The organism is Pedobacter sp. 10L46_2 (assembly GCF_056395165.1).
In genome coordinates, this window is sequence record NZ_JBFTIZ010000038.1 from 18784 (window position 1) to 42237 (window position 23454).

A 23454-nucleotide genomic window follows, 5' to 3' on the forward strand; every position below is an offset into this window, starting at 1 on the left:
CATCAGTGTATGGGTATATCGCATTAAAACATCAGTGTATGGGTATATCGCATTAAAATAGATGCTGATTGCCAGAGCACAAATGCTCGCCCAGGCAACTAAAATATTTGGAATGATTCTTTTTATTTCGGTTAGTGAGGAGAAGCTAAGCGACAGTTTCTCCCAGATGCTTCTGAGCACCCCTTTATGTGCCTGCTTATCTCTCTGGTAAAAAGAACGCATCGCAATTGCGGCCAGTACCGACCCAATAGCGAGCATGACAAAAGTGGAAATCAGAATGTTTCTTGGACTAAGCATAGTAACCTTGCCTTTCAGCAGATTCCAGGTATCATACAGATCAGAGATTGCTGACAAGACAGTCAGCAGGATCAGCAGCAGTACAACCTGGTTGATGACTGTGTTTCTAAGCCAGGTCATCCCCGATCCCCAAGCATCGGGTGACATAATCCCCACATTAGGAGACAGGTAGTTGCTGAACATTCGCAGCCAGCGGACCGGACGGACTTCATCGGCCAATGGATCTCCGGATCTATCAGGACATAGGCGATCAGTAACTTTGCTTAATGAGCCGGATCGCTTGATCCAGGAGTTTAACCAGGCACCGATATACCCTCCGCCAGAGACGGTAGACATATAATCAAATTCTTTCAAGACATTCAGATTGGCCAGCCGCTGCAAGATGCCCAAATTGAAAGTAGCCGAGCGGATTCCACCACCGGAAAGTGCAATTCCCATCAGGCCCATCTCACCTGCTTTACACATCGGATCAAAGACCCCATCATCCAACGCATCGCTGTCTGTGTTTTCTCTTTTATCCTCCGCAGGGTTTTTGCTTGCGATATCGTATTCTGCTTTTCTTGCTCTTCTGGCTTTTGTGATTTCAACCAACTCATCGCGGAAAAGTGTTTCAAAGGGCAAAGCCCTTTCTTCCTTAAGCATTGTCAAAAGCTTCCGGTCATTAATCAGGTATTCTTTGGCCAGCTCCGTTTTTCCCTTCCACCACCCCAGATAGGCTTTTCTGTCAGAGGTACTCAATATACCTGGTCCATGTTCTTTAATGATCGGGTGTTCGGGACTTTCATCAGAGAATTCATACAACTGATAAAGTCGTATCCGGTATGGGCTTGTTACCGTTCCTGCCAATACTGAAACGACCTGAAGCGGCATGTAACGAAGTTTTTCCACCAGAGCAATCCGCTCTTTTGGTTCATTGTATAACAAGGCCCTGATCTGCTGCCTCCAGAAAAAAGGTGGCTGAAAAAGAATCAGCACTTCATTTTCCTCCTTTTTACCAACAAAGGGAAGCCAGGAAAACAATCTTTTTTCAGGATGATCTTCACCGGGTATTTTAGTTGACAGCCATTGTAAAAGACCTAGAGTACTTGTAAAATAACGATATGAAAGATTTGCCGGGTCCTCCATGGCGGGACTATGCCAGATTAAATCTTTAATCTGCTCCTGTTGATTGGGTGTAAGCTCCTCAACTTCGATGTCTTCAACAGTAAGGTTCAACCAGCTTTTCTTGGTCAGCAGCTTTTGATCTAAATGATCGGAGGCTTTGCCTTTTAAAATGTCCTGATAGAGGATAATATAACAAACAGCTTCTGCTGTAAGGTCAGTAACAATGTCCATATCAATTAAACTCCCGGTTTGGTTAAACGCTAAAACAAGGCAAATTTTGAAAAGCGGCCAATGGTATCAGCCAGAGTGCTATAAATAATTTGTATGCATTTTTTTATTAATCAGTATTATATCAGTGTTGGTGCAAATCAATGCCAAATACAGCAATTGCCCATAGTAAGAATATTGAAGTTAGAACTCCGCATCGTCAATTGCAATAGTTAGAAATAGTCATTTTTAGCCACGGGACCTAATGGAATGATTTAATGGCTAATCCGCAACAAATAATTGAGTATTGATAAAACTACTTGGGTTAAATATTGTTAGGTGAAGGAAGCACTCAACAGCTATGCAAAAAGACTACCCCTTTTATATCAAAGTCCCGATTATACTATTAGGCATAGTGATCGCAGTTTTTATTTTATCAGTATTAAGAGACATTCTTGTCCCACTTGCATTTGCCGGACTGATTGCCATTCTTCTAAACCCATTGTCTAACAGGCTGGAAAGAAAAGTACCCAAAATTATCGCCATTATCATCTCCATGTTAATTGCAATCATTGTGCTGGCTGGCGTGCTGTATCTTCTTTCCTCCCAGGTTACTCATTTTTTTGATGATCTGGATGCCATCAAGCACAAATTAAGCACGTTACTTCACGATCTTCAGATATGGGTCCAAAAATCCTTCGGATTTTCGGCAAGCAAGCAGACCAAAATGATCACCGAAGCGGCTAACAGCAGCAAAGGCATGATCGGCCAAACGCTTACAGGCGTAATGGGCATTTTAAGCGTGATCTTTTTGATCCCGGTATATGTTTTCCTGCTTATGCTCTATAAAACACTTATCCTTAATTTCCTTTATGAAGTTTTTTCTGAAGAGAATCAAACTAAAGTGGCTGAAATCCTTAGCGAGACAAAAGGTGCTATCCAGAGCTATATTGTAGGGCTGCTCATCGAAACTTCCATCGTTGCCGTACTCAATTCAGCTGCATTGTTAATACTGGGTGTACAGAATGCAATTCTTATAGGGGTGATCGGGGCTATCCTGAACCTGTTGCCCTATATCGGTGGCATCATCGCTATTGCCTTACCTGTATTAATGGCAACCTTGACCACTGATGGTTTTACCACACAACTGCTGATTATTGCCGCATATGCGTTTATCCAATTTTTGGACAATAACATACTTGTCCCAAGAATCGTGTCCTCCAAGGTTCAGATCAATGCGCTGATATCAATTGTGATCGTGTTGCTAGGGGCAGCCCTATGGGGAGTTCCGGGTATGTTTTTATCGATCCCTGTTATCGCGGTACTAAAAATAATATTCGACAGGATAAACGGACTTAAACCCTGGGGGAAACTGCTTGGAGACAATGTGCCAACCGAACATATGGGGCAGCTTAAAAGGTTCACCAAAAGAAAAAAATGATGGACCTTGAAAAAACGATTTTGAAGAAGGGATCAATTGTTCCAAGGTTGCTGCTCATACTAGGCCTTGCTATATTTTTATGCGGGGAAGGATATTTTGGCTATCAGCTGCACAAACTCTCAGGCCAGCAGGAAGAGATCAAACAGGATTATTCCGATGTGAATAACATTACCCTAGGGGTTTTTTCCGTAGAGCAATGGCGGGACAAAGTAGCTGGCATTGTGAATCACCAGATCCGTGATTTTACCCTGACTCCAAAACAGAAGAAAGAACTACGGAAAGAGGTTGAGCAAATCATTCTCGCACTGATCGACAAGGCAGAAGCACTGGTAAATAAACCTAAGAAAACCATTGATGGTAAAATAAAAAAGTTCGTTATCAAAACCTTTGTTAATACAGACAAAATTCGGGAGCAGGTTCCAGGCTTCGCCACAGAAATACTTGCAAAGGCTTATAACCCGGCTAACAAAAAGCAGCTTAGCAAAACGGCCATGTCAAAGTTTGATGCCCTGGAACGTGCGGAATATTTAGACAGTACGGTGGCTGCAACTAAGGCGGCAACTGATAAGGTCTATAAAAGATATAATGTAAATTCAACTGAAGAATTAAACGATAAACTGATCTCATCACTATCACGCATCAGGACAGCAACTTACAATTATTCATTCGCCATGCTAGGCTGCATTGTGGTTGTACTATCCTTGTGGTGGATATTCAGGAAACGGGTAGAGTTGCATGCCACCCTCTTTATCATGTCACTGATGTTTGCATTCATATTGCTTGCGGTAGGGTTAACTGCATCCATGATCGAAGTTGACGCACGCATTAAATCACTGGACTTTGTGTTACTCGGCGAACATGTCACCTTTGAAAACCAGGTGCTGTTTTTTCAAAGCAAAAGCATTCTTGATGTGGTAAAAGTGCTTATTGCGCAACCGGCTGTAGATTCGGTATTGGTGGGTATTTTGATACTGGTCTTCAGCATCTTGTTCCCGGTAATGAAGCTGAGCGCTACCGGAATCCATCTGCTAAGCAAAAGGAAAATTGCTGAGAATAAAATCATCAAGTACTTTGCCTTTCAATCGGGCAAGTGGAGCATGGCTGATGTTATTGTCATTGCGATACTGATGGTATACATAGGCTTGAACGGCTTACTGGACAGTCAACTAAGGAGCCTGAATATAAAGAGTGACGATCTGACTGTGCTGACCACCCACAATACTGCGCTGCAGCCAGGCTACATTATATTCATCAGCTTCGTGCTATACGGGCTTATTTTGTCGACCATACTAAAATATATTACTCCTTATGACGCCCACTAGAAAAACGATGTTGCTTAAAATCCTGCTTATCGCCGGGTTAAGTGTCCTACTCTGCGGAGAGGCCTATTTTGGTTACCGGGTATCTACACTTTCTAAGCATCAAGAAGAGATAAAGGAAGATTATAGTGTGGCCAACAACATTACCTTTGGCATTTTCTCGGTAGATCAGTGGCGGGAGAAGATTGCCAAAGTGGTGGACGGAAAGATCAGTGACTTCGACATGACGGCAGAACAGAAAAAAGACCTTCAGGAAAAAGTTGAAAAACAGCTAAACGGTCTTGTCAATAAGGCAGTAGCCGAAGTGAATAAACCCCAAAAGAGTATTGGCGGTAAGCTCAAAAAATTGGCCTTCAATGCATTAGTGGACACCGATGACCTTCATGCACAGGTACCCTCATTTGCCAGTACCATTGTGAACAGGATCAACAGACCAGCAAGTAAGAAAAGGCTCAAAAGTATCGTGACCAGTAAAGTAGATCAGTTGGAGAAGGAAACCTACGACAATACCAAGCCAGCCAGTGCTACGGTTAGCAGTCATATCTACAGTAAATACCGCGTTTCAAATGCAGGAGATTTTGAAAAAACGATCAATTCAAAGCTGATCACAATACGTAAACAAACTTACAATTATGCATACGCGATGGTTGGCTGCGTCTTATTGGCCCTTTGCCTTTGGCTATTGATGAAAAAACAGGTAAGCCTTCATACTCCGCTTTATATCCTCTGCCTTTTATTTGCTTTTATCCTCCTGCTGGTGGGTATCACCGCTACGATCATAGAAGTTGACGCCCGCATCCAATCGCTTAATTTTACGCTTCTTGGGGAGAAATTAGCTTTTCAAAACCAGGTCCTATTTTTTCAGAGCAAGAGTATACTAGGCATCATAAAGGCACTAATTGATCAGCCAAAGCCGGACGCAATATTGGTTGGCATATTGATTCTGTTATTTGTTGTCATCCTCCCTGTACTGCGAATGATTGGAAAGGGCATCCAGATATGGGGCAAAGATAAATATGCAGAGAATAACGTGGTCAGGTACTTGGCTTTTGACTTGGGTAAATGGGACATGGCCGATGTCATGGTTGTCGGTATTGCAATGACCTATATTGGCTTGAACGGAATCTTAAAGAGTCAGCTCTCGAACCTGAATATACATGAAGAGGTCTTATCCACTGTAACGCAAAACAACACCTCGCTGCAACCCGGTTATTTTATTTTTGTGGGCTATGTCGCATATGCAGGCATATTATCCTTGATTTTAAAGCGCATAACACCAATAGAGACAAAATCCGCTACAGCAAAAATGTGATTTTATACTTTGAGCTGGCCTTCTATGGAATCGTCTAATGTCTTACCTATTGCGGCACCGATCAGCATTTTAACGCCTGCAACCAAGTTGCCGTTTTTTGTACCCCAATAATAACCATCACCAGGACTTACTTTAATTAATGATATCCTAGGATCATTTTCTCCTTCTGTAAACCAGGTTTTCATGAGCGGCTTCCAGAGCGCCTTGATTTTTGCCTTATCATCATGAATGGTTGCTGTACCGGTTAAATACAGGAAGTCCGAATATTTGGAGCCTTTAAAGTAGAGCTTTACTTCAGGCGCCATCTTAATTTCCAGATTGGTATGACTATCATTGGCACTAACCAACCAAAGGTCTCCGTTATCTTCTACTTGCTGTATACTCATTGGCCGAACCCCCATAGAAGGCCCTGTTTCCGCCTTTGTACAGAAAAAACAAATGTCCGACTCCGCAATGAGTTCTCTGATTTTTTCCACTGCGTCCTTGTTATTCAAGTTTTCGTAATTTTCTTCCGGCTGGTTTTGATTAATGCTATTCATAATTTTTGGCTTTGTTCTTTGGTTAACAAGCCCCCCCCGTAAATGTTTGCATTTTGTTAATGTTCTTGATCATTCCGAACACCTTGCTTAACTTATTGATGGTAACAATACATAGAAGGTTGACCCTTTGCCGAGGTTACTGACAACTCCCATTTCTCCCTCATGAGACTTTACAATTTCCTCGGAGATATAAAGGCCCATTCCTAAGCCCCCTGCCAGAACACTGGCTTCATCCACGCGATAAAAACGATCAAAAATTTTCCCGAGCTGCAGCTCAGTCATACCAATACCGTAATCCGTAACGGCAATTCTGACCATATCGCCATCCGCGGAGACCTTAATAAGAGCATTCCGATTTTCAGGAGAATATTTCACGGCGTTGCTGATCATATTCATCACTACCTGTTCCAACCGCTCCTGATTGCCCAATACAAAAAAATCACCTTCAGCGTCGAGTCTCAGTTTAAAATCAGGAAACATATAACCAGCATTTTCAATGCATGTTCTCACAAGGAAGCTTATCTCAACTTTGGTTTTACTGAAGTTTAGTTTGCCCGCTTGTATCTTACTCACATCCAGCAGGTCGTTCACTAATATCTCCAGTTTATTTAAAGAACCAGAAGCCTTAGTGATTAGCATGGTGAACTGGTCGGGGATACTGTCATTACTGTACCTGGAGATTAATTGTAAATACGCCTTCAAACTGGTCATGGGTGTTTTGAGTTCATGACTGGCAATGCTGATAAATTCATCTTTTCGCTTAATCATTTCGGTCTTGGCCGTTAAATCTGCAGCTTTATTTTGAGCCTCTATCTGCTGTGTCAAATCTGTACAAATGATGCTTAAGGCCGTACCATCTTCCATATCGAGATTGGTAAATGAAAGCTGAACGGGCATTTCTTTACCACTATTTGTAGTTAGGACTTCTTTGGTTTTATAATCACGCAGCCCTTCAGCGGATAAAACAATGCTTAATTTTTCAGCGGTATACCCACCGATAAATTCATCAAAGTGCCTTCCGATAATCTCATCCAAGGTTATGGCACACATGTCCGCAAAATAGCTATTGCAGTAAAGTATGACACCCGAACTGTTCAGTGTAACCGCTCCCTGCTGCATTTTTTCGATTAAGACCCTAAAGGTACGGTCGGCACTTTTAAGTGTATAGATCTGATGGCCGGATGTGCCCTGCACCACTAGGGCATCTACCATTCCAGTTCTGATGGCCTCTATCGTGTCAGTGGCTTCCTCCAGTTGATGCCGTAATTCCGCCAATTCGGCTTCCAGTTGCTCCTTTGTATTTTCGTACTGCATAACTATTTAGATCGCTATATCTGAGGGATTAATGCCCAGTCCGCGCAAAACTCTGGCCCGATCAGACATGTCGCCTATCAAATGCCGCGTGGGGGTCGGATTTTTTCTGATTAAAGTGGGGAGGGCAATGATCTGCTCTTGCTTTGCTAGCTCCGGTTGCTGATATACATCCACCACTTCCAGTTTATAATTTCCTTTAAGGTGTATTTCGCAAATTTGCTTGAGGTTATTTAATGCGCGCACAGAATTCGGCGACGCGCCAGAAATAAACAGCACCAGTCGATATTGTGAGCTATTTGACATCCACACTCGATTTTACAGAGATGATATTTAAACCGACAAGAACTTTCTCCTCATTACTGAGATCCCCGATAATTTTACGGATCGGCACCGGAACTTTTCTTACCAGGGTTGGCACGGCAAAAATCTGGTCGCCTTCGGCCAATTGTGGCTTCTCTAGCAAATCGATCACTTCTATTTTATATTTGCCATGTAAATGTTCTTCACAATACTTCTTAAGATTGCTTAGCGCACTTACAGACTTTGGTGTCTTACCGGCGATGTACAGCCTTAATTCCCAGGTTTGTTCCGTCGTCCCCATTATTTCTTTGCTTTAATGCTCTTGCGTTTTTCAATCATCTCCCTTCGGTTATCTTCTTGTATTTTATGTTTCAATTCTTCTTCAAGATATACCTTGTTTAGTTCCTCTTCCACAGATTCGAATTCGGTCTGCAATCCGGCGATCTTCGCTTCCAGCAACTTACGTTTTCTGCTAATTTCACGATCTTTACGACTAACCGCCTGACCGTGCAGGGCCTGTCCCGTTTGCTCACGTAAAATATGTGCTTCTCTTGCCGAACCGACCAGAACACCATCTGGACCCAGGTAAACATCTACCAACTCCAGACCTTCGTCTGCGATGATAAATTCCCTGATCTGGTTAGAGTGTCCCATACCTCTCGATTTCATCACATATAAACCACGGTTGCGCTCGCCATTTGACTCAATATCCCGGATGAGCAGCCAGGCGTCTACTAAAGAAGATATTCCCTCATCTGTCTGCTCATTGAAAGTGTTATTTAAGGAAAGTGCGGTAAACATTACCGTGATACCCTCGTTTTGCAGGTAATCCACCAACCTGATCAACATAGACTTTACTTCACTTACTGATCCTACAGTAATAAGATTGGTAACCGGATCAAGGACCACAATATCAGGTTTAAACCGTTTAATATTCTTATGGATAGCGACCAGATGCATCTCTAGCCCATGTAAGGTTGGCCTGGAAGCATGGAATTCCAGGAGGCCAGATTTTATATGGTTATTCAAATCAATGCCAATAGAACGCATATTTCTAATGATTTGATGAGGTGACTCTTCAAAAGCAAAATAGATGCATTTTTTACCATCCAAACAATTGGCGTTTGCAAACGAAGATGCAATACTGGTTTTACCTGTACCGGCAGTGCCGGAAATCAGGATGCTGCTTCCCTTGTAAAATCCAGCGCCGCCCAGCATTGTATCAAGGCTGGCGATCCCTGAAGAGATCGATTCTGTAGAAACTGCGGAATCCAGTTGTAAGGAAGTGACGGGCAGTACAGAAATGCCGTCTTCGTCAATTAAAAAGGGATATTCATTAGTACCATGTACAGAACCGCGATATTTAACGATTCTCAGCAACCGCGTTGAAATCTGGTTACTGATCCTGTTCTCTAACAGAATTACACAGTCAGATACATATTCCTCTAAGCCCTGCCGGGTTAAAGAGTTGTCACCTCGCTCACCAGTAATGATTGCAGTAACACCTTTTTCTTTTAACCACTGGAAGAGTCTGCGGATTTCAGACCTTAATACAGTTTGGTTGTCTAATCCTGCAAAAAGATTTTCAATGGTATCTAATACAACGCGCTTTGCACCTATACTGTCTATCGCATAACCGAGCCTAATGAAAAGGCCCTCGAGATCATATTCACCCGTCTCTTCAATTTCGCTCCTTTCAATATGAACGTGGTCTATTCTGATCAGCTTATCTTCAATCAACTGATTCAAATCAAAGCCCAGGGAAGCAACGTTCACGGCCAACTCATCTGCTTTCTCTTCAAATGCCATAAATACACCTGGCTCATTGTAAATTAACGCCCCCCGCACAATAAATTCTATAGACATAAGCGTTTTACCACACCCAGCCGAGCCGCATATCAAGGTAGGTCTGCCAACTGGAAGACCACCCTCGGTTATCTCGTCCAAACCATTAATTCCTGTTCGTGATTTCGGCAGTAGCCCTGCTTTTTTCTGATCCTGCAGTTTATTTATTTTCTTAGTCATTATAATCGGACACTTTTCTAAATCTATCAAATAATTATTAAATTTCAGGATTAGCTAGTTGCCTTAAGCCTCATCCTTTTAATTCGCTTAATTCGCGTTTCTTAACCCATAATACCAGTTACAATCCCCGGAGATTTCACGCTTTACCAAAGCATATCTTACTCTCTTTGTTAAAATATTAATGAAAAACAGTTAAACACCCATATTGTTTGCAATACACCAAACACGTAGTAAGGATGGGATGAAGTGATGTCGCTTAAACAGACTACATCGATCAATTGTTATTCAGAGCCAGAGTCCCCACCAGATCACTAAGCGTAAACAGGTTACTTATCGCTTCTCCCATGGTGTTGTTAAAATAGCTGTACACGGTTTTTCCTTCTGAAATCCAATCATTAATGTAGCTTGCATACTCATAAAGCAGCTCATCCTCATAACTTCCCCTATAACTGCCTCCCGGTCCATGAAAGCGCAGGTATACGAAAGGAAGCTCGCTTTCCATCATGGGTGTTACCGCTGGCGGCTTATCTTGGATCACCATCGCCATTCGGTAATCTTCCAGTAGCCTGTATACTACATCACTATAAAGGGAAACGTGCCGGAATTCCAGAGCGATGTTCCAGGTGTAATGCGGATCACTTTTACGCAGGACACTCATTAGGAGCTCCAGCTGCTTTAAATTACCTATTCGCACACTCGGCGGAAACTGGACCAAAACACAACCTCTTTTATCCCCCACAAATGAGATAACTTCCATAAAAGCACTTACCGCCTGCGGATCAAAAGCCAGCTCCTTGTTGTGAGTAATCTCTTTGGAAAGTTTAAAAGTAAATCTGAATGTTTCGGGTACATCCTCAGCCCATTTCTTCACCGTAGAAGCCATCGGAACTTTGTAAAAAGAGCTGTTGACTTCTATACTGTTCATGATCGAACTGTAGAAACATAATCTACTTTTATCTTTAAATTCCTCCGGATAGAAAAGTTTATTGCGAACCGGCAGCAATAAGCCACTGGTTCCTGAATAATAATTTGCTAAGTAGGACTTCATAAAAAGTATTTTTAACTAAGCAGGTTTACTGCTACTCCTCCAAATGAAGCTCAATCTCTACACCGATGCGGTCTGCAATTTGTTCAGTGAGCTCTATTTCGATACGGTCTTCTCCATGTTTTGGTTCATAAAAAGGCAGGTCCTCGCCTGCAACTTCATCTAAAGAAAGTAGTTCCCACTGTTTTCCCTGCTTTTTAACTCCACCCAGAATTCCGTTGTAATAAATGATTTTAAATACATCATCCTCCAATGGAAGAATGGTTAAAGTAAGCTGCCGACTACCATGGCTGATCTTTATGTTGAATGGTTCCATTTTGATTGAATTTAGGTTTAATTGTTTTCATAGCTTATGTAAATAACGCTATTAACAGTGGCAGGGATAAAAGGTTTTAAGCATGGACTTCAAAAAAAATAAAAAATGGCTTAATATGATTGAATAATAGCCCTGGGCAATATTATCTGTACATTTTGTTTATAAAAATACAAAATAAATTAAACAAAGTTATCTCTTTAGTGTTAAGAACATACATTTAACCCATAAAAAACATCATCATGGCAACTACAAAAACAACAGCTAAAAAAGCGGTAACTCCGAAAACAGGAAAAATGGAAGATTCTGAATTTCATGAATTCTTCGTGGATGAATTGAAAGACATTTACTGGGCGGAAAAGCACCTGGTTAAAGCCCTCCCAAAAATGAAAAAAGCAGCCACGAGTCCTGAACTTGCCGCAGCATTTGAAAAGCATGCTGAGGAAACCAACACTCATATCGCAACTCTGGAACAGGTTTTTGCTCTGCTTGACGAAAAAGCACAGGCAAAAAAATGTGATGCGATGGAAGGATTACTTAAAGAGGCAAACAGCATCATCGAAGATACTGACGCCGGAACACTGATCCGCGACGCAGGACTGATTCTGGCAGCGCAAAAGGTCGAGCATTATGAGATCGCAACTTATGGCACCTTGGTGGTCTTCGCACAGAACATGGGACACAGTGATGTGGCTGAACTGCTGCAGTTCACCCTGGATAATGAAAAAGCAACTGATGTAGCTCTGACCGAAATCGCTGTTGGTGCGATCAACGAGCAGGCTGCTGCTGAATAGTACTACCGCCCGGGCCATCCGTCCCGGGCGCCTTTTTTGCATGCTTTGAATTTATGATCAGCCATTGGTAACATGTAAGCTGAACCGAAATATACAATGAGGTCTCTAATCAACCATTTTTTATTACCTTTAACTTTATAGAGTTAGGGTTCTTCAAAAGTTAACGTTACCTAAACAACTCATTTATTTTTTGTCTCGTTTTTTTATTAGTTAGAAAAAGTTACTAAATGACATCATCCATTATACATATCTTAAGTACTGCATTGCTTACGCTTTCTCTTCAGGCTTGTGGATCATCGACCAAAATAGCACTTAACCCTGCGGTGCCAAATCCATATAAGGTGAAAGCCGAAAACTTTGACAAGCCCAAAGCAGAGGAGCTACGTACTGGTGCAGAACAAACAGAATTGTATGTGCCTTATCTAAAAGGAAAACGAGTAGGTATGGTGGTAAACCCAACCTCCATTATTGGAAAAGAAACAACGGTTGATAGCCTACTTGCGCTTGGTGTGAAAGTGGTTAAGATATTTGGACCCGAGCATGGTTTTAGAGGCGATGCCAGCAATGGTACTAGCGTTGATGATGAAATTGATAAAAAAACAGGCATTAAAGTGGTTTCATTATATGGAAAACACTCGGCCCCTACAGCTGCAGATTTAGCTGATATTGATGTGATGATATTCGATATTCAGGACGTTGGTGTTCGTTTTTATACTTACATAAATACTTTGCAACATGTAATGGAAGCCTGTGCCGCTAATAAAAAAGAAGTATTGATTCTTGACAGACCAAATCCTAATGGTTTTTACATTGATGGGCCTATATTGGAGCCGCAGCACAAATCGGGTATTGGTTTAAAACCTATTCCAGTTGTACATGGATTAACTGTAGGCGAATACGCTCAAATGCTAAATGGAGAAGGCTGGCTTGATAATAAATTGAAATGCAAGATCAAAGTAATTAAGGTTGCCAACTATACGCATGATACTCCTTATGAACTCCCGATAAAACCATCACCAAACTTAAATACTGCGCAGTCGATTTTACTATACCCTACTACCTGCTTATTTGAGGGCACTTATTTAAACCATGGGCGCGGCACTATGTTTCCATTTACTATAGTGGGTTCTCCTTTTTTAAAGGATAAATACACCTTTTCGTTTACCCCAAAAAGCATTAAAGGGATGTCTGAATCTCCATTGTTTATGAACCAGCTTTGTTATGGGTTGGATCTTAGGGAATACGATGTAAATGAGTTTAGAAAGGAAAAGAAAATAAAACTGAGCTGGTTAATTGAGTTATACAAGGCATCTCCAAACAAAGCAGATTTCTTTAACTCTAAATTGAGCAAACAAATGGGCACTATTGAAAAGCTTATTGGCGTTTCGAGCTTTAGGGCGCAGATTATTGCCGGTAAATCTGAAGAAGAAATAAGGGCAAGCTGGGAGCCGGGATTAAGTAATTACAAAACAATGCGCAAAAAATACTTGTTATATCCATAAGCAGCCGCTAATGGCAGCTATTAAAGACTTTGGATATGAATAGCGAACCTAAAAAGAAAAATGAAAAGCCAAGTAGTAACTTCAGAGAAGAAGTTTCTAAAGACAAGGTTCCTGCTGGAAATAAGGCTGTAAAAAAGCCTGAGGATAAGGATTATAACAAGGAAGAGGCAAACTTTAAGAACCCTGCCAAGAAAAGGGAAGAAAGCGAACAACCCGTTCATTCCGTAAAAAAAGCCCCTAAAGAATAGCAGGCATTAGCTTTATATGCGCTAATTTTTTAGTTATTTTGCCACCTAAAACACTGGTTGATGAAAATAGTTTTTATGGGTACGCCCGATTTTGCAGTTGCTTCTTTAAATGCTTTAGTTGAAGCCGGATTTGATGTTGTTGGTGTGGTTACTGCAGCAGATAAGCCCGCTGGTCGCGGACAAAAACTTCATGAAAGTGCTGTTAAACAGTATGCAGTATCAAAGGGGATAAAGGTATTGCAGCCCTTAAAACTAAAAGACCCTTTGTTTATTGATGAACTAAAAAGCCTAAATGCCGATTTACAGGTAGTAGTAGCTTTTAGAATGTTGCCTGAAATGGTATGGAATATGCCGGCAAAGGGAACGATTAACCTTCATGCATCTTTGCTGCCGCAATATCGTGGAGCGGCTCCGATAAATCATGCGATCATTAATGGAGAAAAAGAAAGTGGCGTTACTACATTCTTTTTGAAACATGAAATTGATACAGGTGATGTAATATTTTCTGAAGGCGTATCGATCAATAATGATGACACTGCGGGAGATTTACACGATAAGTTAATGAATGTAGGCGCAGGATTGCTGGTGAAGACCGTAAAGGCTATAGAAGCCGGCAACTATACAGAGCAGCCTCAACCACAAAGTGATGAGCTGAAACATGCGCCAAAGATATTCAAAGAACATTGTTTAATAGATTGGAACCTGTCTGGCGATAAAATATACAACCTGATTCGTGGATTAAGCCCTTACCCTACTGCTTTTACTAAACTAAATGATAAAACCCTTAAGGTGTTTAAAGCAGAGTTTGAAGAAAAAGAACCTGGTATCTCGCCTGGAAGTTTTTTATCTGATGGCAAAACTTATTTAAAGTTTGCCGCCAGAGATGGTTTTATCAAATTCACTGATCTACAGTATGAAGGCAAAAAACGCATGCAGGTTGATGAATTTTTAAGGGGCATGCGTTTGTAAAATCTCTATTTTACACGGTTTACCAATTCTTCTCCTTTCGAAAATGCATCTATATTTTTAAATGTAATTTGAGCTATTTCTTCCATCGCTTCTTTGGTAAAAAAGCCTTGATGAGAAGTAATTAGTACATTGGGGAAAGAGATAAGACGGGTAATCAGATCATCCTGAATAACATTTTCTGAGTGGTCGTGAAAAAACAAGGTGCTTTCCTGCTCATAAACATCAAGGCCCAAATACCCAAGTTGTCCGGTCTTTAAAGCTTTGATAACTGCTTTTGTATCGATCAGACCTCCCCTGCTCGTATTGATCAGCATTGCACCCTCTTTAAAAAGTTTAAGGGTTTCCTTGTTGATCAAATGTTTGGTTGTTTCGGTAAGCGGACAATGAAGCGCTACAATATCCGCATCATTTAATGTTTCCTGTAAAGTACCATATTTAACGCCAAGGTCCTGAAGTTCTGTAGATGGATAAGGATCATATGCGCTTATTAAACAACCAAAACCTTTTAAGATTCTACAAAAAGCCTTACCTATGTTTCCAGTGCCTATTACGGCTACCTTGTGTCTATGTAAATTAAAACCCATGAGTTTCTCCAGGGAGAAATTACCTTCACGAATCCGGTTATAAGCTTTATGTGTTTTACGGTTCAGGGTAAGAATTAGGGCTATCGCATGTTCTGCCACTGCCTCTGGCGAATAGGCAGGGACTCTTAAAACAGGAATACCCAATTCATTTGCTGTTTCAATTGCCACATTATTGAAGCCAGCACAGCGCAAAACAATTAGTTTTATTCCTCCTTTATGCAGGGTCTTTATGATCTCAGAATCAACACGATCATTTACAAAAATGCATATTGCATCGAAACCTTCGGCTAGCTTAACGGTTTCTTCCGTTAAGGCAACTGTAAAAAAAGATAACTCATGACCGGTATTGAATCGGCTTAAAAATTCTTCATCATATCGGTAAGTACTAAAAACAGCTATCTTCATATCTATTGGGTTATGTGCTCTAAGTTAATGACTCGGGATTAATTTATGCTATAACCAAACTAGTTTAGTGAAACATAAAGTTCGCTTTGTGTAAGCCATTTTCCTTTTATCTTACGCCACATTGCGGCATAATTACCATGATACTTGTCATTTTTGTAATTCCATTTCCCGTTTTCCCATGCCAGATCGCCACTTTTACTGATCACAATTGTTTCGGGGATGCGCTCAAAAAGCGGACTGCTTTTGGAAAACATGTATTTCCAGTCGGCAGCAATTTCGGCTTTGCCAATGGTATGGCTACCGTCGCCAGCGATTTGTACAAAATCGTCAAGCCAATATTTAGATACTCCGTCTACATCCTTTTTTGCGATGCAGTTGTTTGAATCTAATCTTGCTTGCTTTATTAATAATGCTTCTGGTGAATTCATAATGGTAAAATTACAAGTTAGACTTGTAATTTTACCATTGCTTATCGTATCTATTTTGCCGGAGAAAGGACTACCCATTTGTTAAGGGTATTATCTTTTTGTTAAGGGTATTATCTTTAGCCTGAATAACAACCTTATAAAACTCTGATGGATAAGCTTTAACATCGGCAAAAAAATGCTGCTGACTAAGATCTGTTTCACCTAAAAGATGATAAGTATCTTTTCCTTCTGTTTTAAAATTATTTGTTGTTGCCAGCCATATTTTAACCTTTCCGGTTTTTTGCAAGGCTTTCCAGCTGATATCAATATGATTCTGAGTAAAGATTGTTTTAAGCGCTGCAATAGATACCGGACCAATGAAAGAAGTGCCATCTACTTCTTGTGCTACACTGTCAGGCAGTTTTACATTTAAATAATTGGCTATTGAAGGCATTATGTCAACTACGCCAAGATCAAAATATTGACCATAAGTGTTTAGGTTTTTATAATTGCTTACCATCCAGGTTGATCTTTGCCTGTCGGATTGTCCACCATGTCCTTTTCCACTTTTTTCATCACGACCATGATCCGTTGTGATAACAATTAACCAGTCTTCTTTAAAGTTTTTCTGACGATAGCTTATTGCCTCCCAAACTTTACCTACCTGCTTATCCAGCATCGCTACAGCATTATAGAATTCAGGACTATCGCCATGTGCATGCCCCATATCATCTGTATATTCCAGATAAATCCAGGAAAGATCAGGCGCTTTATCATGAATGGTATTCGATGCATCAGCAATTACCTGTTCATCAATACGGTGCATATAATCTGCGTTTTTATCATGCTTAAAGCGAACGGTATCTAGTTCATAGCCATCAAAAAAATAATCAACCTTTAGGTTTCCCGCTTCCGGTAAATTATGGCCAAGTAATTTGGTACGGTTATCTGTCCAGCTAGAGAAAATAGCAGATTTCTTATTTGGATATTGGGCTTTAAACAACCTGAATATGTTCTGATAGTTATAATTAGGCTCCTTAATATCATTGTCGGGCACATTGTGCTTATTTACCCAGGTGCCGGTTAGCAAGCTGTTATAACCAACGGCAGATATGGTAGGGGTTTCATTGTAAGTACCTTTGCCACCCCCAACATACATCCGGGAATAAGACCCTGCTTGTATGATCTTCTTAAAATTGGGAAGATTTTGGGTTTCAATTACATCGGCAGGAATGCCATCAGCAATAATGTAAACCACTTTTTGTTCTCTCTGCTGGGCATTGGTTGCTACCGATAAGAAAAAGCAGATTGTTAAAATAAATGGGATTCTCATAGTTTGTTAATAAGTGTGTGGAAAATATTCGTTTTCAACTGTTCCATCTTCATATAGATTCAGCATTGCATAACCGGGAGGGGTTTCTAAATAACAACCAGGGCCGGCAGATTCAGCATCGCCTATACCCCACCAAAAGCCACTCATTGCTCCATTGCAGCAATACAAAACATCATTATAATGAGTATTATCTGATAAGTGATTATGCCCGCTTAAGCAAACTCTTACTTTATCGCGATGCTTCTGAAACAGGTCTTTTAGCTTCTTACAATCGGAGTGACCCCCACCTACAAGAACCTGAGTAGTTCCTAAAATTGGATAATGCGACATTAGCAATGTTGGTGTAGATGCCGGTAATTTCTCCAATTCTTTCTCCAACCATTCGTATTGTTCCTGATCTAGTGAGATATTGGCATTGTTACCATCAAGTACAATAAAATGCCAGTTCTTTTTTGAAAAGCTGTAATATCTGTTAGGAATCTTCAAGCGTTTAACCACATAGTCTTTCCCATACATTTCATGCTCTTTAGATGGAGCCTTCCACCATGAATCGTGGTTACCAATGCAGCTGTGAACTTCATATTTATCCAATGTTTTTATGCAATCGTCCCAAATACTCCATTGCTTAATTACCTGATCATATACAACATTATCGTAGGATGCATCACCAATAGAATCACCACCATTCAAAAAGAAATCTGGTTTGTGCTTAGTAATTATATGTTTTAAGCATTTTTTAAACCGTTCGGGGGCATTTTCACCTTCTCCAATATGCACATCGGTTATATGAGCAACAGAAAGAGCCAGTTTTTTGGTTTTCTTATCCTGCTTTTCCGGATTGGAAGCAAAGGCAGACAGGCCGCTGGTTGCTACGGCGCCAACAGCTAGTCCTGCTGCCTTTAGTAAAGATCTTCTTTTCAGTGTTGTCATCTTGTTTTTATTTCTAAATTGGCATATTGGTCATTACCACCCAAATACTTGTTTTAGGTTCGAATTTAATATAATCTGTTGCTGAGGAATAGGACGATAATAATATTTCGGATCCTCAAACTTACGGGTAACATTTTCAGTTACGATCGCTCCTCCATTGGCACCATTTTTCAGATATACAGTAGCATCGGCTCCTATCTCACCAGTACGATAATAGGTAAGCACTACTCCTAATGAATTTTTTTCTTTCTTGTCTTCTGCCGGAATGGTAACAGACTTATCAATCAAAATAATATCTTCAACTCCATCTCCCGTTAAATCATACTTGCCTAAACCTGGAAAATACATTCCTTCCGGGCTTTTGGTCAATAATTTCCCTGCTTTCCACCTCATCAGATCGTCGTACCTACTGTTTTCAAAAGCAAACTCAACCCTACGCTCTCTTCTGATTTCCAGAATTACTCCCTGGTTCGATTCAATATTATCAAACTGTTGTTGCAATAATGGATCGGGAGATGCATTTGCCTGTGCTAAATTAAGATCAGGCATGCCAACTCTTCTTCTAATCAGGTTAACAGACTCATCTAACTGCGATTGGTTAAGTGTACCCAATTCAGCCAACGCTTCTGCATAGGTTAACAGTACCTCTGCATAACGATAGACAGGAAAATCAACGCCATTTAAAATTGTCTGATCAGTACTGTTTACATATCCTTTTAGTTGATGATAGCCCGTAAAATTTTTATTTAGTTTTTGAACATAAGGCTGCGCGTCTGGAACTCTAATCCAACCGGGATAAACCATTGTTTGAGCCAGGCGCGGATCACGGTTTTCGAACTCCTTAACAAAACTGGCCTTATCATAATTAGCAATGGCAGTAAAACGGCTTCCATCCTTCATTAAATAGGTTTGGATAAGGTCTCTTGCAGGTGCCTGTTCATAATCCCCAAATACTACAGAATTTACGTTTTGGCTTATTTTTTTATCCATATCAAAAACATTGGCTAAAATCACCTCGGGGTTAGTAGTCAAATCCTGACTTGAAAACAAAGTTGCATAATCCTGATTTGGTAATCCCTTACTAAAAATTGAGAATTTTTTAGACGCAATTACTTCCCCAGTTATCTTAACAGTAGTTTCCAGAAAGGTATTTGCGGTTGCTTTTAAATTAAGCTCTGAATGGTACTTGCGGTAAGTTCCTTCGTAAAGAGCTGCTCGTGAATAAAATACAGCTACTGCCCACTTTCCTGGAGTTCCGGAAGGTACACTTTCTCTAACATTCTTATAGGCAAAATCAAGATCAGCCATTACGCTATCCATAACCAGTGCACGTGTATCGCTTGGTTTAAATAATTCCTTATCATCTGGATTTAATGTGCCAGAATACCAAGGTACATTAGAAAAACGCTTTACTTTATCCAGATAAAATTGTGCACGATAGTACTTTGCTAAGCCAATGTAATGGTTTTTTATTTCGCTGGTAACCTTTGCTTTATTGTAGTTTTCCAGAAAGTAGTTGATATCTCTTAGTCTGGTCCAACTCCACCCACCGGTTATATTTTGCGCATTGGCATTACCTGCCATTATATTCTTTATTTCTACAGCGGCAGTAGTTGCGACATTGTCACTACTTTGATCATTCAGATAACTGTCCCTATTGGGCATTAATAATAATCCATTTACATATAGAGCAAGATCTTCCTCTGTATTAAAGAAAAGACTTGGTGATATCTCTGTTTGCGGAAAACGATCCAGGTTACCCTTTTTGCAAGCAACAGTAAAAACTGCAATTGTTGCCAGCAGGATGTATATATTCTTTTTCATAACTGATTTTTAAATGATTGTTAACTCCCTAATTATTAAAAGTCCAGATTTAAACCAACTGCATATCTTCTTTGATATGGATACGCCCATGCACTCGATCCTTGGTTTACTGCTTCAGGATCAATATATTTTTTAATGGCAGAGAATTCATAAAGATTCTCGCCAGTAACAAATACACGAAGGCGACTAACCTTAAAGCGATTGGTAAACTTAGCAGGCAAGGTATAACCCAATGAAACATTTTTTATTCTTAGATAAGCACCATTAAGCAAGTATTTAGTTTGTGGAATATCTAACCCTGAACCATAATTAGCATCCGCTAGCCACGACTGCATAACTGGATAATAAGAATTAGGATTCGCATCAGCTAAGCCTGCAGCTATATAAGAAGCCGAATGCTTTGCTCTTTGTTCGGGGGAATCTCCTGTCGCCCTGTAAAAATCAAGATTCCAAGGGTATACATTTGCATAAGGTTGTTGATAAGGCCCCCAGAACAAATAATGATGAGGATAAAAATCTCTTTTCAATACACCCTGAAGGAATACTGAAAGATCAAATCCATTCCAATCCATATTCAGATTAGCACCAACACTGTATCTGTCAGTGCTATTACCAATAATTTTAAGGTCTTTTGGATCATCTGCACTTAATCCCTGTTCTATTTTTTTGTTTCCATCCAGATCCTTGTATTTAGGCCATCCCTGAATAATCTCAAGAGCACCCCATGGAATTATACTTGATTCATCAAGCGCATCTATTTCAGCCTTATTCTGGAAAAGCCCATCATTCTGTAGTCCCCAAATCTCACCTATTGTCTGTCCTACACGGTAAGTAGATAATAAGTTTTGTTTGTTCTCAAATTTAGTAATCTCAGAACGGGAATCGGAAACAAAGAATTTAGTTTCGAAACTAAACGGTTTTGAACCTAAATCAAACCTATCTCTATAGGTAACAGACAGCTCCCACCCCTTTGTCCTAAGATCGGCAGCATTTTGTTTTGGCACGTCTGTACCAAGTACTCCTGGTAATTCCTGACCACGAACAAGCATGCCAGTTGTATTGCGTATGAAATAATCAAAAGTGAATGACAATTTATCATTAAAAAAACCTAAATCCGTACCCATATTAAGCGTAGAAACCCGCTCCCATGTATAGGTATTAGGATCAACATACAATCTTGGTGCCCCGGTAATAACTTGCTGTCTTGTGCCACCGATCAAATAATTGGAAGGATCTGTCGGTAAAGTTTGTATGTAGCCAAAGTCACGTAAATATGGATCGGAATCTGCATTCTGATTGCCCAAATCGCCATATGATGTACGCAGCTTAAATGTTGATAAAACAGGGGCCAGAGGTTTAAAAAATTCTTCTGAGCTCGCAATCCAAGCCAAAGAAGCTGAAGGGAAAAATCCCCATCGGCGGCTTACAGGAAATCTGGAAGATCCATCATATCTTCCTGTAGCCTCTAAAATATAGCGATCTTTATAGGTATAATTCAGCCTGCTAAAAGCACTTGTACTAGCATAGGCATTATATTTTGTCCCAAGTGTTATTTCACCTGTAGTTAACTTAAGATAGGGCACAGAGGAAGACATAAGTAAATCTCTCTGAGCATCTACAGTCGAATAATTATAATCCTCATAATTATATCCCACCATTGCACTAAAAAAATGGTCGCCTATGGTTTTTTTATAAGTTGTATATAAGTTAAAAGCATTGTTATATAAATATCCATTACTCTCATATACATAACCATTGCCGCCTTCTTCCCGGATATCAGTAGGCCCGAAGCCAATTTTAAACTTTTTCGAATCGTTATGGTATTTCCATAACTCCCGCTTAAATGAAGCATCGCCATTTACCTGAAGATCGCCGTTTAAAAATGAAGCAGTTGCACCGGTGATATTTTGAAAGCCAAACATTGTTTCAAGGTTTTCTCCTCCATCAACTAATCTCGCTGCCAGTCTGCCTGTTGCAGTGTTTGCCCATGTTCCATCAGGATTCGTTGCCACATCTGTTGGCTGCAAGTAATATAGATCGGTAATACTGGCATTTGGACGTGCCCTCTTGGTTTGATAAATGTTAAGATTGTTATCTATTTTTAACCATGATAAAGGAGCAAAACCTACTCTTGATCTTAGGCCATAGCGATCCCAGAAATCATCAGCAAGCTTATTCAACCCATTTTCCTTGGTATAATCCGCAGACAAATAATAAGTTAACGGAGAATTATTTACCTGAGCTCCTCCGGAAAAAGTCAATGTATGATTTTGAGATAGACTGGCCTTGTTAAAGAAGTAATCATACCAATTGTTGTCACCCATGTATGCCCATCTGTTTGGATCGGTTGGATCGATGCGTGTATCAGGAAGTGAAGGGTCATCAGATCTTTCTTTTGCCCACTTGTAGTGCTCATCTGAGTAATTTACATAATCCCATGGAGTATTGTCAGTAGAAGTCTCTAAAACCCTTGAATAGATATATGGATCTGTTACAGGTTTTGGAAGTACTGTTGGCTTGCCCCAAGTGGTTAACGCGTTATAACTGATCAATGTTCGCCCTTCTTTACCCTTTTTAGTAGTGATAAGAATTACTCCAAAAGCAGCTCTCGCACCATAAATAGCTGCTGATGCTGCATCCCTCAATACTGTAAATGAAGAAATGTCTGAAGGAGTTAATCTTAGCATATCATCATTACTTGCTGCCGGAATCCCATCAATTACGATTAAAGGTGAACCGCCGTTTATTGAAGTATATCCCCTGATATTTATTACGGGTACAGTTCCGGGAGCACCGCCTCCATATGTAATATTTAAGCCTGGACTAATACCTTGCAATCCTTGCATTACATTTGAAACTGGCCGTGATTCTAATTGCTTACCTGAAATCTGGTCTATCGCGCCTGCAATGTTAATTTTCTTCTTTGTCCCAAAACCAACTACCACCACCTCTTCAAGGTTACCAAAGTCTGAAGTTAGGGTTACATTTAATTGTGTTTTCCCGTTCAGCTCAATTTCTTGCTGCTTATATCCAATGTAGGAAAAGACAAGAGTTGCTTTAGGGTTTACATTATTTAAGGTATAAATACCATTTACGTTTGTCGCCGTACCCAGGTTCGTGCCCTTTACACTGACGTTAACTGATGGAATTGGCCCTTTAGTTTCGGCGTCCAAAACCACACCCTTTACGGTGACATTTTGGGCAAAACTCTTTGCTGCAAAAAACATGAAGCAAATTAGTAG

General features: G+C 40.3%; 21 protein-coding genes. 7 read left to right on the forward strand and 14 right to left on the reverse strand.

Annotated features, from left to right (window positions below; genetic code table 11):
• On the reverse strand, positions 1 to 1632 hold a 1632-nt coding region (locus tag AC1DDX_RS06415; RefSeq protein WP_477621878.1), incomplete at its 3' end, for a patatin-like phospholipase family protein.
• Positions 1633 to 1969: 337 nt separating this feature from the next.
• Here AC1DDX_RS06415 and AC1DDX_RS06420 point away from each other — a divergent pair.
• The 3 genes from AC1DDX_RS06420 to AC1DDX_RS06430 are packed head-to-tail and all read left to right on the forward strand — an operon-like array spanning position 1970 to position 5680.
• On the forward strand, positions 1970 to 3049 hold the full coding sequence (locus AC1DDX_RS06420; protein ID WP_288881183.1) for an AI-2E family transporter: 1080 nt from the start codon (positions 1970 to 1972) through the stop codon (positions 3047 to 3049).
• A complete protein-coding gene (locus AC1DDX_RS06425; RefSeq protein ID WP_288881186.1) occupies positions 3046 to 4371 on the forward strand; it encodes a paraquat-inducible protein A in 1326 nt (441 codons plus the stop codon). The genes AC1DDX_RS06420 and AC1DDX_RS06425 overlap by 4 nt, the downstream gene beginning before the upstream one ends.
• Positions 4358 to 5680: a paraquat-inducible protein A gene (locus AC1DDX_RS06430; RefSeq protein WP_477621879.1), complete on the forward strand. Its 1323-nt coding sequence runs from the start codon at positions 4358 to 4360 to the stop codon at positions 5678 to 5680. Before AC1DDX_RS06425 ends, AC1DDX_RS06430 begins: the two co-directional genes overlap by 14 nt.
• Positions 5681 to 5682: 2 nt before the next feature.
• Here AC1DDX_RS06430 and AC1DDX_RS06435 read toward each other — a convergent pair whose 3' ends face one another.
• The 7 genes from AC1DDX_RS06435 to AC1DDX_RS06465 all read right to left on the reverse strand — a co-directional run bounded on the left by AC1DDX_RS06435 (position 5683) and on the right by AC1DDX_RS06465 (position 11219).
• Positions 5683 to 6219 carry a pyridoxamine 5'-phosphate oxidase family protein gene (locus AC1DDX_RS06435; protein ID WP_288881191.1) on the reverse strand — a complete coding sequence of 179 codons (537 nt, stop codon included), beginning with the start codon at positions 6217 to 6219 and terminating at the stop codon, positions 5683 to 5685.
• A gap of 87 nt (positions 6220 to 6306) precedes the next feature.
• Positions 6307 to 7533 (reverse strand): PAS domain-containing sensor histidine kinase, encoded by a 1227-nt coding sequence (locus tag AC1DDX_RS06440; RefSeq protein ID WP_172659453.1) that lies wholly within the window; start codon positions 7531 to 7533, stop codon positions 6307 to 6309.
• A gap of 6 nt (positions 7534 to 7539) precedes the next feature.
• On the reverse strand, positions 7540 to 7836 hold the full coding sequence (locus AC1DDX_RS06445) for a circadian clock KaiB family protein (RefSeq protein ID WP_288881196.1): 297 nt from the start codon (positions 7834 to 7836) through the stop codon (positions 7540 to 7542).
• Entirely contained in the window at positions 7826 to 8134 is a 309-nt protein-coding gene (locus tag AC1DDX_RS06450) for a circadian clock KaiB family protein (RefSeq protein WP_172659451.1), read from the reverse strand. Before AC1DDX_RS06450 ends, AC1DDX_RS06445 begins: the two co-directional genes overlap by 11 nt.
• Positions 8134 to 9858, reverse strand: coding sequence for a circadian clock protein KaiC (gene kaiC, locus AC1DDX_RS06455; RefSeq protein ID WP_288881198.1), 1725 nt, complete (start codon positions 9856 to 9858; stop codon positions 8134 to 8136). The genes AC1DDX_RS06450 and kaiC overlap by 1 nt, the downstream gene beginning before the upstream one ends.
• 274 nt (positions 9859 to 10132) lie before the next feature.
• Positions 10133 to 10906, reverse strand: a complete 774-nt coding sequence (locus tag AC1DDX_RS06460) for a DUF72 domain-containing protein (RefSeq protein ID WP_288881201.1) — start codon at positions 10904 to 10906, stop codon at positions 10133 to 10135.
• Between the two features lie 31 nt (positions 10907 to 10937).
• On the reverse strand, positions 10938 to 11219 hold the full coding sequence (locus AC1DDX_RS06465; RefSeq protein ID WP_172659448.1) for a hypothetical protein: 282 nt from the start codon (positions 11217 to 11219) through the stop codon (positions 10938 to 10940).
• 239 nt (positions 11220 to 11458) lie between these two features.
• Between AC1DDX_RS06465 and AC1DDX_RS06470 the strand changes: the two genes are divergently transcribed.
• From AC1DDX_RS06470 to fmt, 4 genes are all read left to right on the forward strand, one after another.
• Positions 11459 to 12010, forward strand: coding sequence for a YciE/YciF ferroxidase family protein (locus AC1DDX_RS06470; protein ID WP_288881205.1), 552 nt, complete (start codon positions 11459 to 11461; stop codon positions 12008 to 12010).
• A 227-nt stretch (positions 12011 to 12237) separates the two neighbouring features.
• Positions 12238 to 13512 carry an exo-beta-N-acetylmuramidase NamZ family protein gene (locus tag AC1DDX_RS06475; protein WP_288881207.1) on the forward strand — a complete coding sequence of 425 codons (1275 nt, stop codon included), beginning with the start codon at positions 12238 to 12240 and terminating at the stop codon, positions 13510 to 13512.
• Positions 13513 to 13547: 35 nt separating this feature from the next.
• Complete coding sequence (locus tag AC1DDX_RS06480) at positions 13548 to 13760, forward strand: hypothetical protein (protein ID WP_172659445.1); 213 nt, start codon at positions 13548 to 13550, stop codon at positions 13758 to 13760.
• Positions 13761 to 13820: 60 nt separating this feature from the next.
• On the forward strand, positions 13821 to 14729 hold the full coding sequence (gene fmt / locus AC1DDX_RS06485) for a methionyl-tRNA formyltransferase (RefSeq protein ID WP_337716366.1): 909 nt from the start codon (positions 13821 to 13823) through the stop codon (positions 14727 to 14729).
• Positions 14730 to 14734: 5 nt separating this feature from the next.
• Here fmt and AC1DDX_RS06490 read toward each other — a convergent pair whose 3' ends face one another.
• From AC1DDX_RS06490 to AC1DDX_RS06515, 6 genes are all read right to left on the reverse strand, one after another.
• Positions 14735 to 15718, reverse strand: a complete 984-nt coding sequence (locus AC1DDX_RS06490) for a 2-hydroxyacid dehydrogenase (RefSeq protein ID WP_172659443.1) — start codon at positions 15716 to 15718, stop codon at positions 14735 to 14737.
• Positions 15719 to 15777: 59 nt separating this feature from the next.
• The gene (locus tag AC1DDX_RS06495) at positions 15778 to 16146 is read right to left on the reverse strand and encodes a YybH family protein (protein ID WP_172659442.1); all 369 of its coding nucleotides are present in this window, start codon (positions 16144 to 16146) and stop codon (positions 15778 to 15780) included.
• 70 nt (positions 16147 to 16216) lie between these two features.
• Complete coding sequence (locus tag AC1DDX_RS06500; RefSeq protein ID WP_477621880.1) at positions 16217 to 17458, reverse strand: alkaline phosphatase family protein; 1242 nt, start codon at positions 17456 to 17458, stop codon at positions 16217 to 16219.
• 6 nt (positions 17459 to 17464) lie between these two features.
• Positions 17465 to 18388 carry a metallophosphoesterase family protein gene (locus AC1DDX_RS06505; RefSeq protein WP_288881218.1) on the reverse strand — a complete coding sequence of 308 codons (924 nt, stop codon included), beginning with the start codon at positions 18386 to 18388 and terminating at the stop codon, positions 17465 to 17467.
• A gap of 33 nt (positions 18389 to 18421) precedes the next feature.
• A complete protein-coding gene (locus AC1DDX_RS06510) occupies positions 18422 to 20212 on the reverse strand; it encodes a RagB/SusD family nutrient uptake outer membrane protein (protein WP_172659439.1) in 1791 nt (596 codons plus the stop codon).
• 35 nt (positions 20213 to 20247) lie between these two features.
• Complete coding sequence (locus AC1DDX_RS06515; RefSeq protein WP_448635640.1) at positions 20248 to 23439, reverse strand: SusC/RagA family TonB-linked outer membrane protein; 3192 nt, start codon at positions 23437 to 23439, stop codon at positions 20248 to 20250.
• Between the last annotated feature and the right edge of the window lie 15 nt (positions 23440 to 23454).

Excerpts from the sequence above, each read along its gene's own strand:
- kaiC (WP_288881198.1), bottom strand. The coding sequence starts at position 9,858 with ATGACTAAGAAAATAAATAAACTGCAGGATCAGAAAAAAGCAGGGCTA.
- AC1DDX_RS06515 (WP_448635640.1), bottom strand. The coding sequence starts at position 23,439 with ATGTTTTTTGCAGCAAAGAGTTTTGCCCAAAATGTCACCGTAAAGGGT.
- AC1DDX_RS06445 (WP_288881196.1), bottom strand. The coding sequence starts at position 7,836 with ATGTCAAATAGCTCACAATATCGACTGGTGCTGTTTATTTCTGGCGCG.
- AC1DDX_RS06420 (WP_288881183.1), top strand. The coding sequence starts at position 1,970 with ATGCAAAAAGACTACCCCTTTTATATCAAAGTCCCGATTATACTATTA.
- AC1DDX_RS06490 (WP_172659443.1), bottom strand. The coding sequence starts at position 15,718 with ATGAAGATAGCTGTTTTTAGTACTTACCGATATGATGAAGAATTTTTA.
- AC1DDX_RS06500 (WP_477621880.1), bottom strand. The coding sequence starts at position 17,458 with ATGAGAATCCCATTTATTTTAACAATCTGCTTTTTCTTATCGGTAGCA.
- AC1DDX_RS06510 (WP_172659439.1), bottom strand. The coding sequence starts at position 20,212 with ATGAAAAAGAATATATACATCCTGCTGGCAACAATTGCAGTTTTTACT.
- AC1DDX_RS06460 (WP_288881201.1), bottom strand. The coding sequence starts at position 10,906 with ATGAAGTCCTACTTAGCAAATTATTATTCAGGAACCAGTGGCTTATTG.
- AC1DDX_RS06450 (WP_172659451.1), bottom strand. The coding sequence starts at position 8,134 with ATGGGGACGACGGAACAAACCTGGGAATTAAGGCTGTACATCGCCGGT.
- AC1DDX_RS06440 (WP_172659453.1), bottom strand. The coding sequence starts at position 7,533 with ATGCAGTACGAAAATACAAAGGAGCAACTGGAAGCCGAATTGGCGGAA.
- AC1DDX_RS06465 (WP_172659448.1), bottom strand. The coding sequence starts at position 11,219 with ATGGAACCATTCAACATAAAGATCAGCCATGGTAGTCGGCAGCTTACT.
- AC1DDX_RS06475 (WP_288881207.1), top strand. The coding sequence starts at position 12,238 with ATGACATCATCCATTATACATATCTTAAGTACTGCATTGCTTACGCTT.
- AC1DDX_RS06495 (WP_172659442.1), bottom strand. The coding sequence starts at position 16,146 with ATGAATTCACCAGAAGCATTATTAATAAAGCAAGCAAGATTAGATTCA.
- AC1DDX_RS06470 (WP_288881205.1), top strand. The coding sequence starts at position 11,459 with ATGGCAACTACAAAAACAACAGCTAAAAAAGCGGTAACTCCGAAAACA.
- AC1DDX_RS06435 (WP_288881191.1), bottom strand. The coding sequence starts at position 6,219 with ATGAATAGCATTAATCAAAACCAGCCGGAAGAAAATTACGAAAACTTG.
- AC1DDX_RS06505 (WP_288881218.1), bottom strand. The coding sequence starts at position 18,388 with ATGACAACACTGAAAAGAAGATCTTTACTAAAGGCAGCAGGACTAGCT.
- AC1DDX_RS06430 (WP_477621879.1), top strand. The coding sequence starts at position 4,358 with ATGACGCCCACTAGAAAAACGATGTTGCTTAAAATCCTGCTTATCGCC.
- fmt (WP_337716366.1), top strand. The coding sequence starts at position 13,821 with ATGAAAATAGTTTTTATGGGTACGCCCGATTTTGCAGTTGCTTCTTTA.
- AC1DDX_RS06480 (WP_172659445.1), top strand. The coding sequence starts at position 13,548 with ATGAATAGCGAACCTAAAAAGAAAAATGAAAAGCCAAGTAGTAACTTC.
- AC1DDX_RS06425 (WP_288881186.1), top strand. The coding sequence starts at position 3,046 with ATGATGGACCTTGAAAAAACGATTTTGAAGAAGGGATCAATTGTTCCA.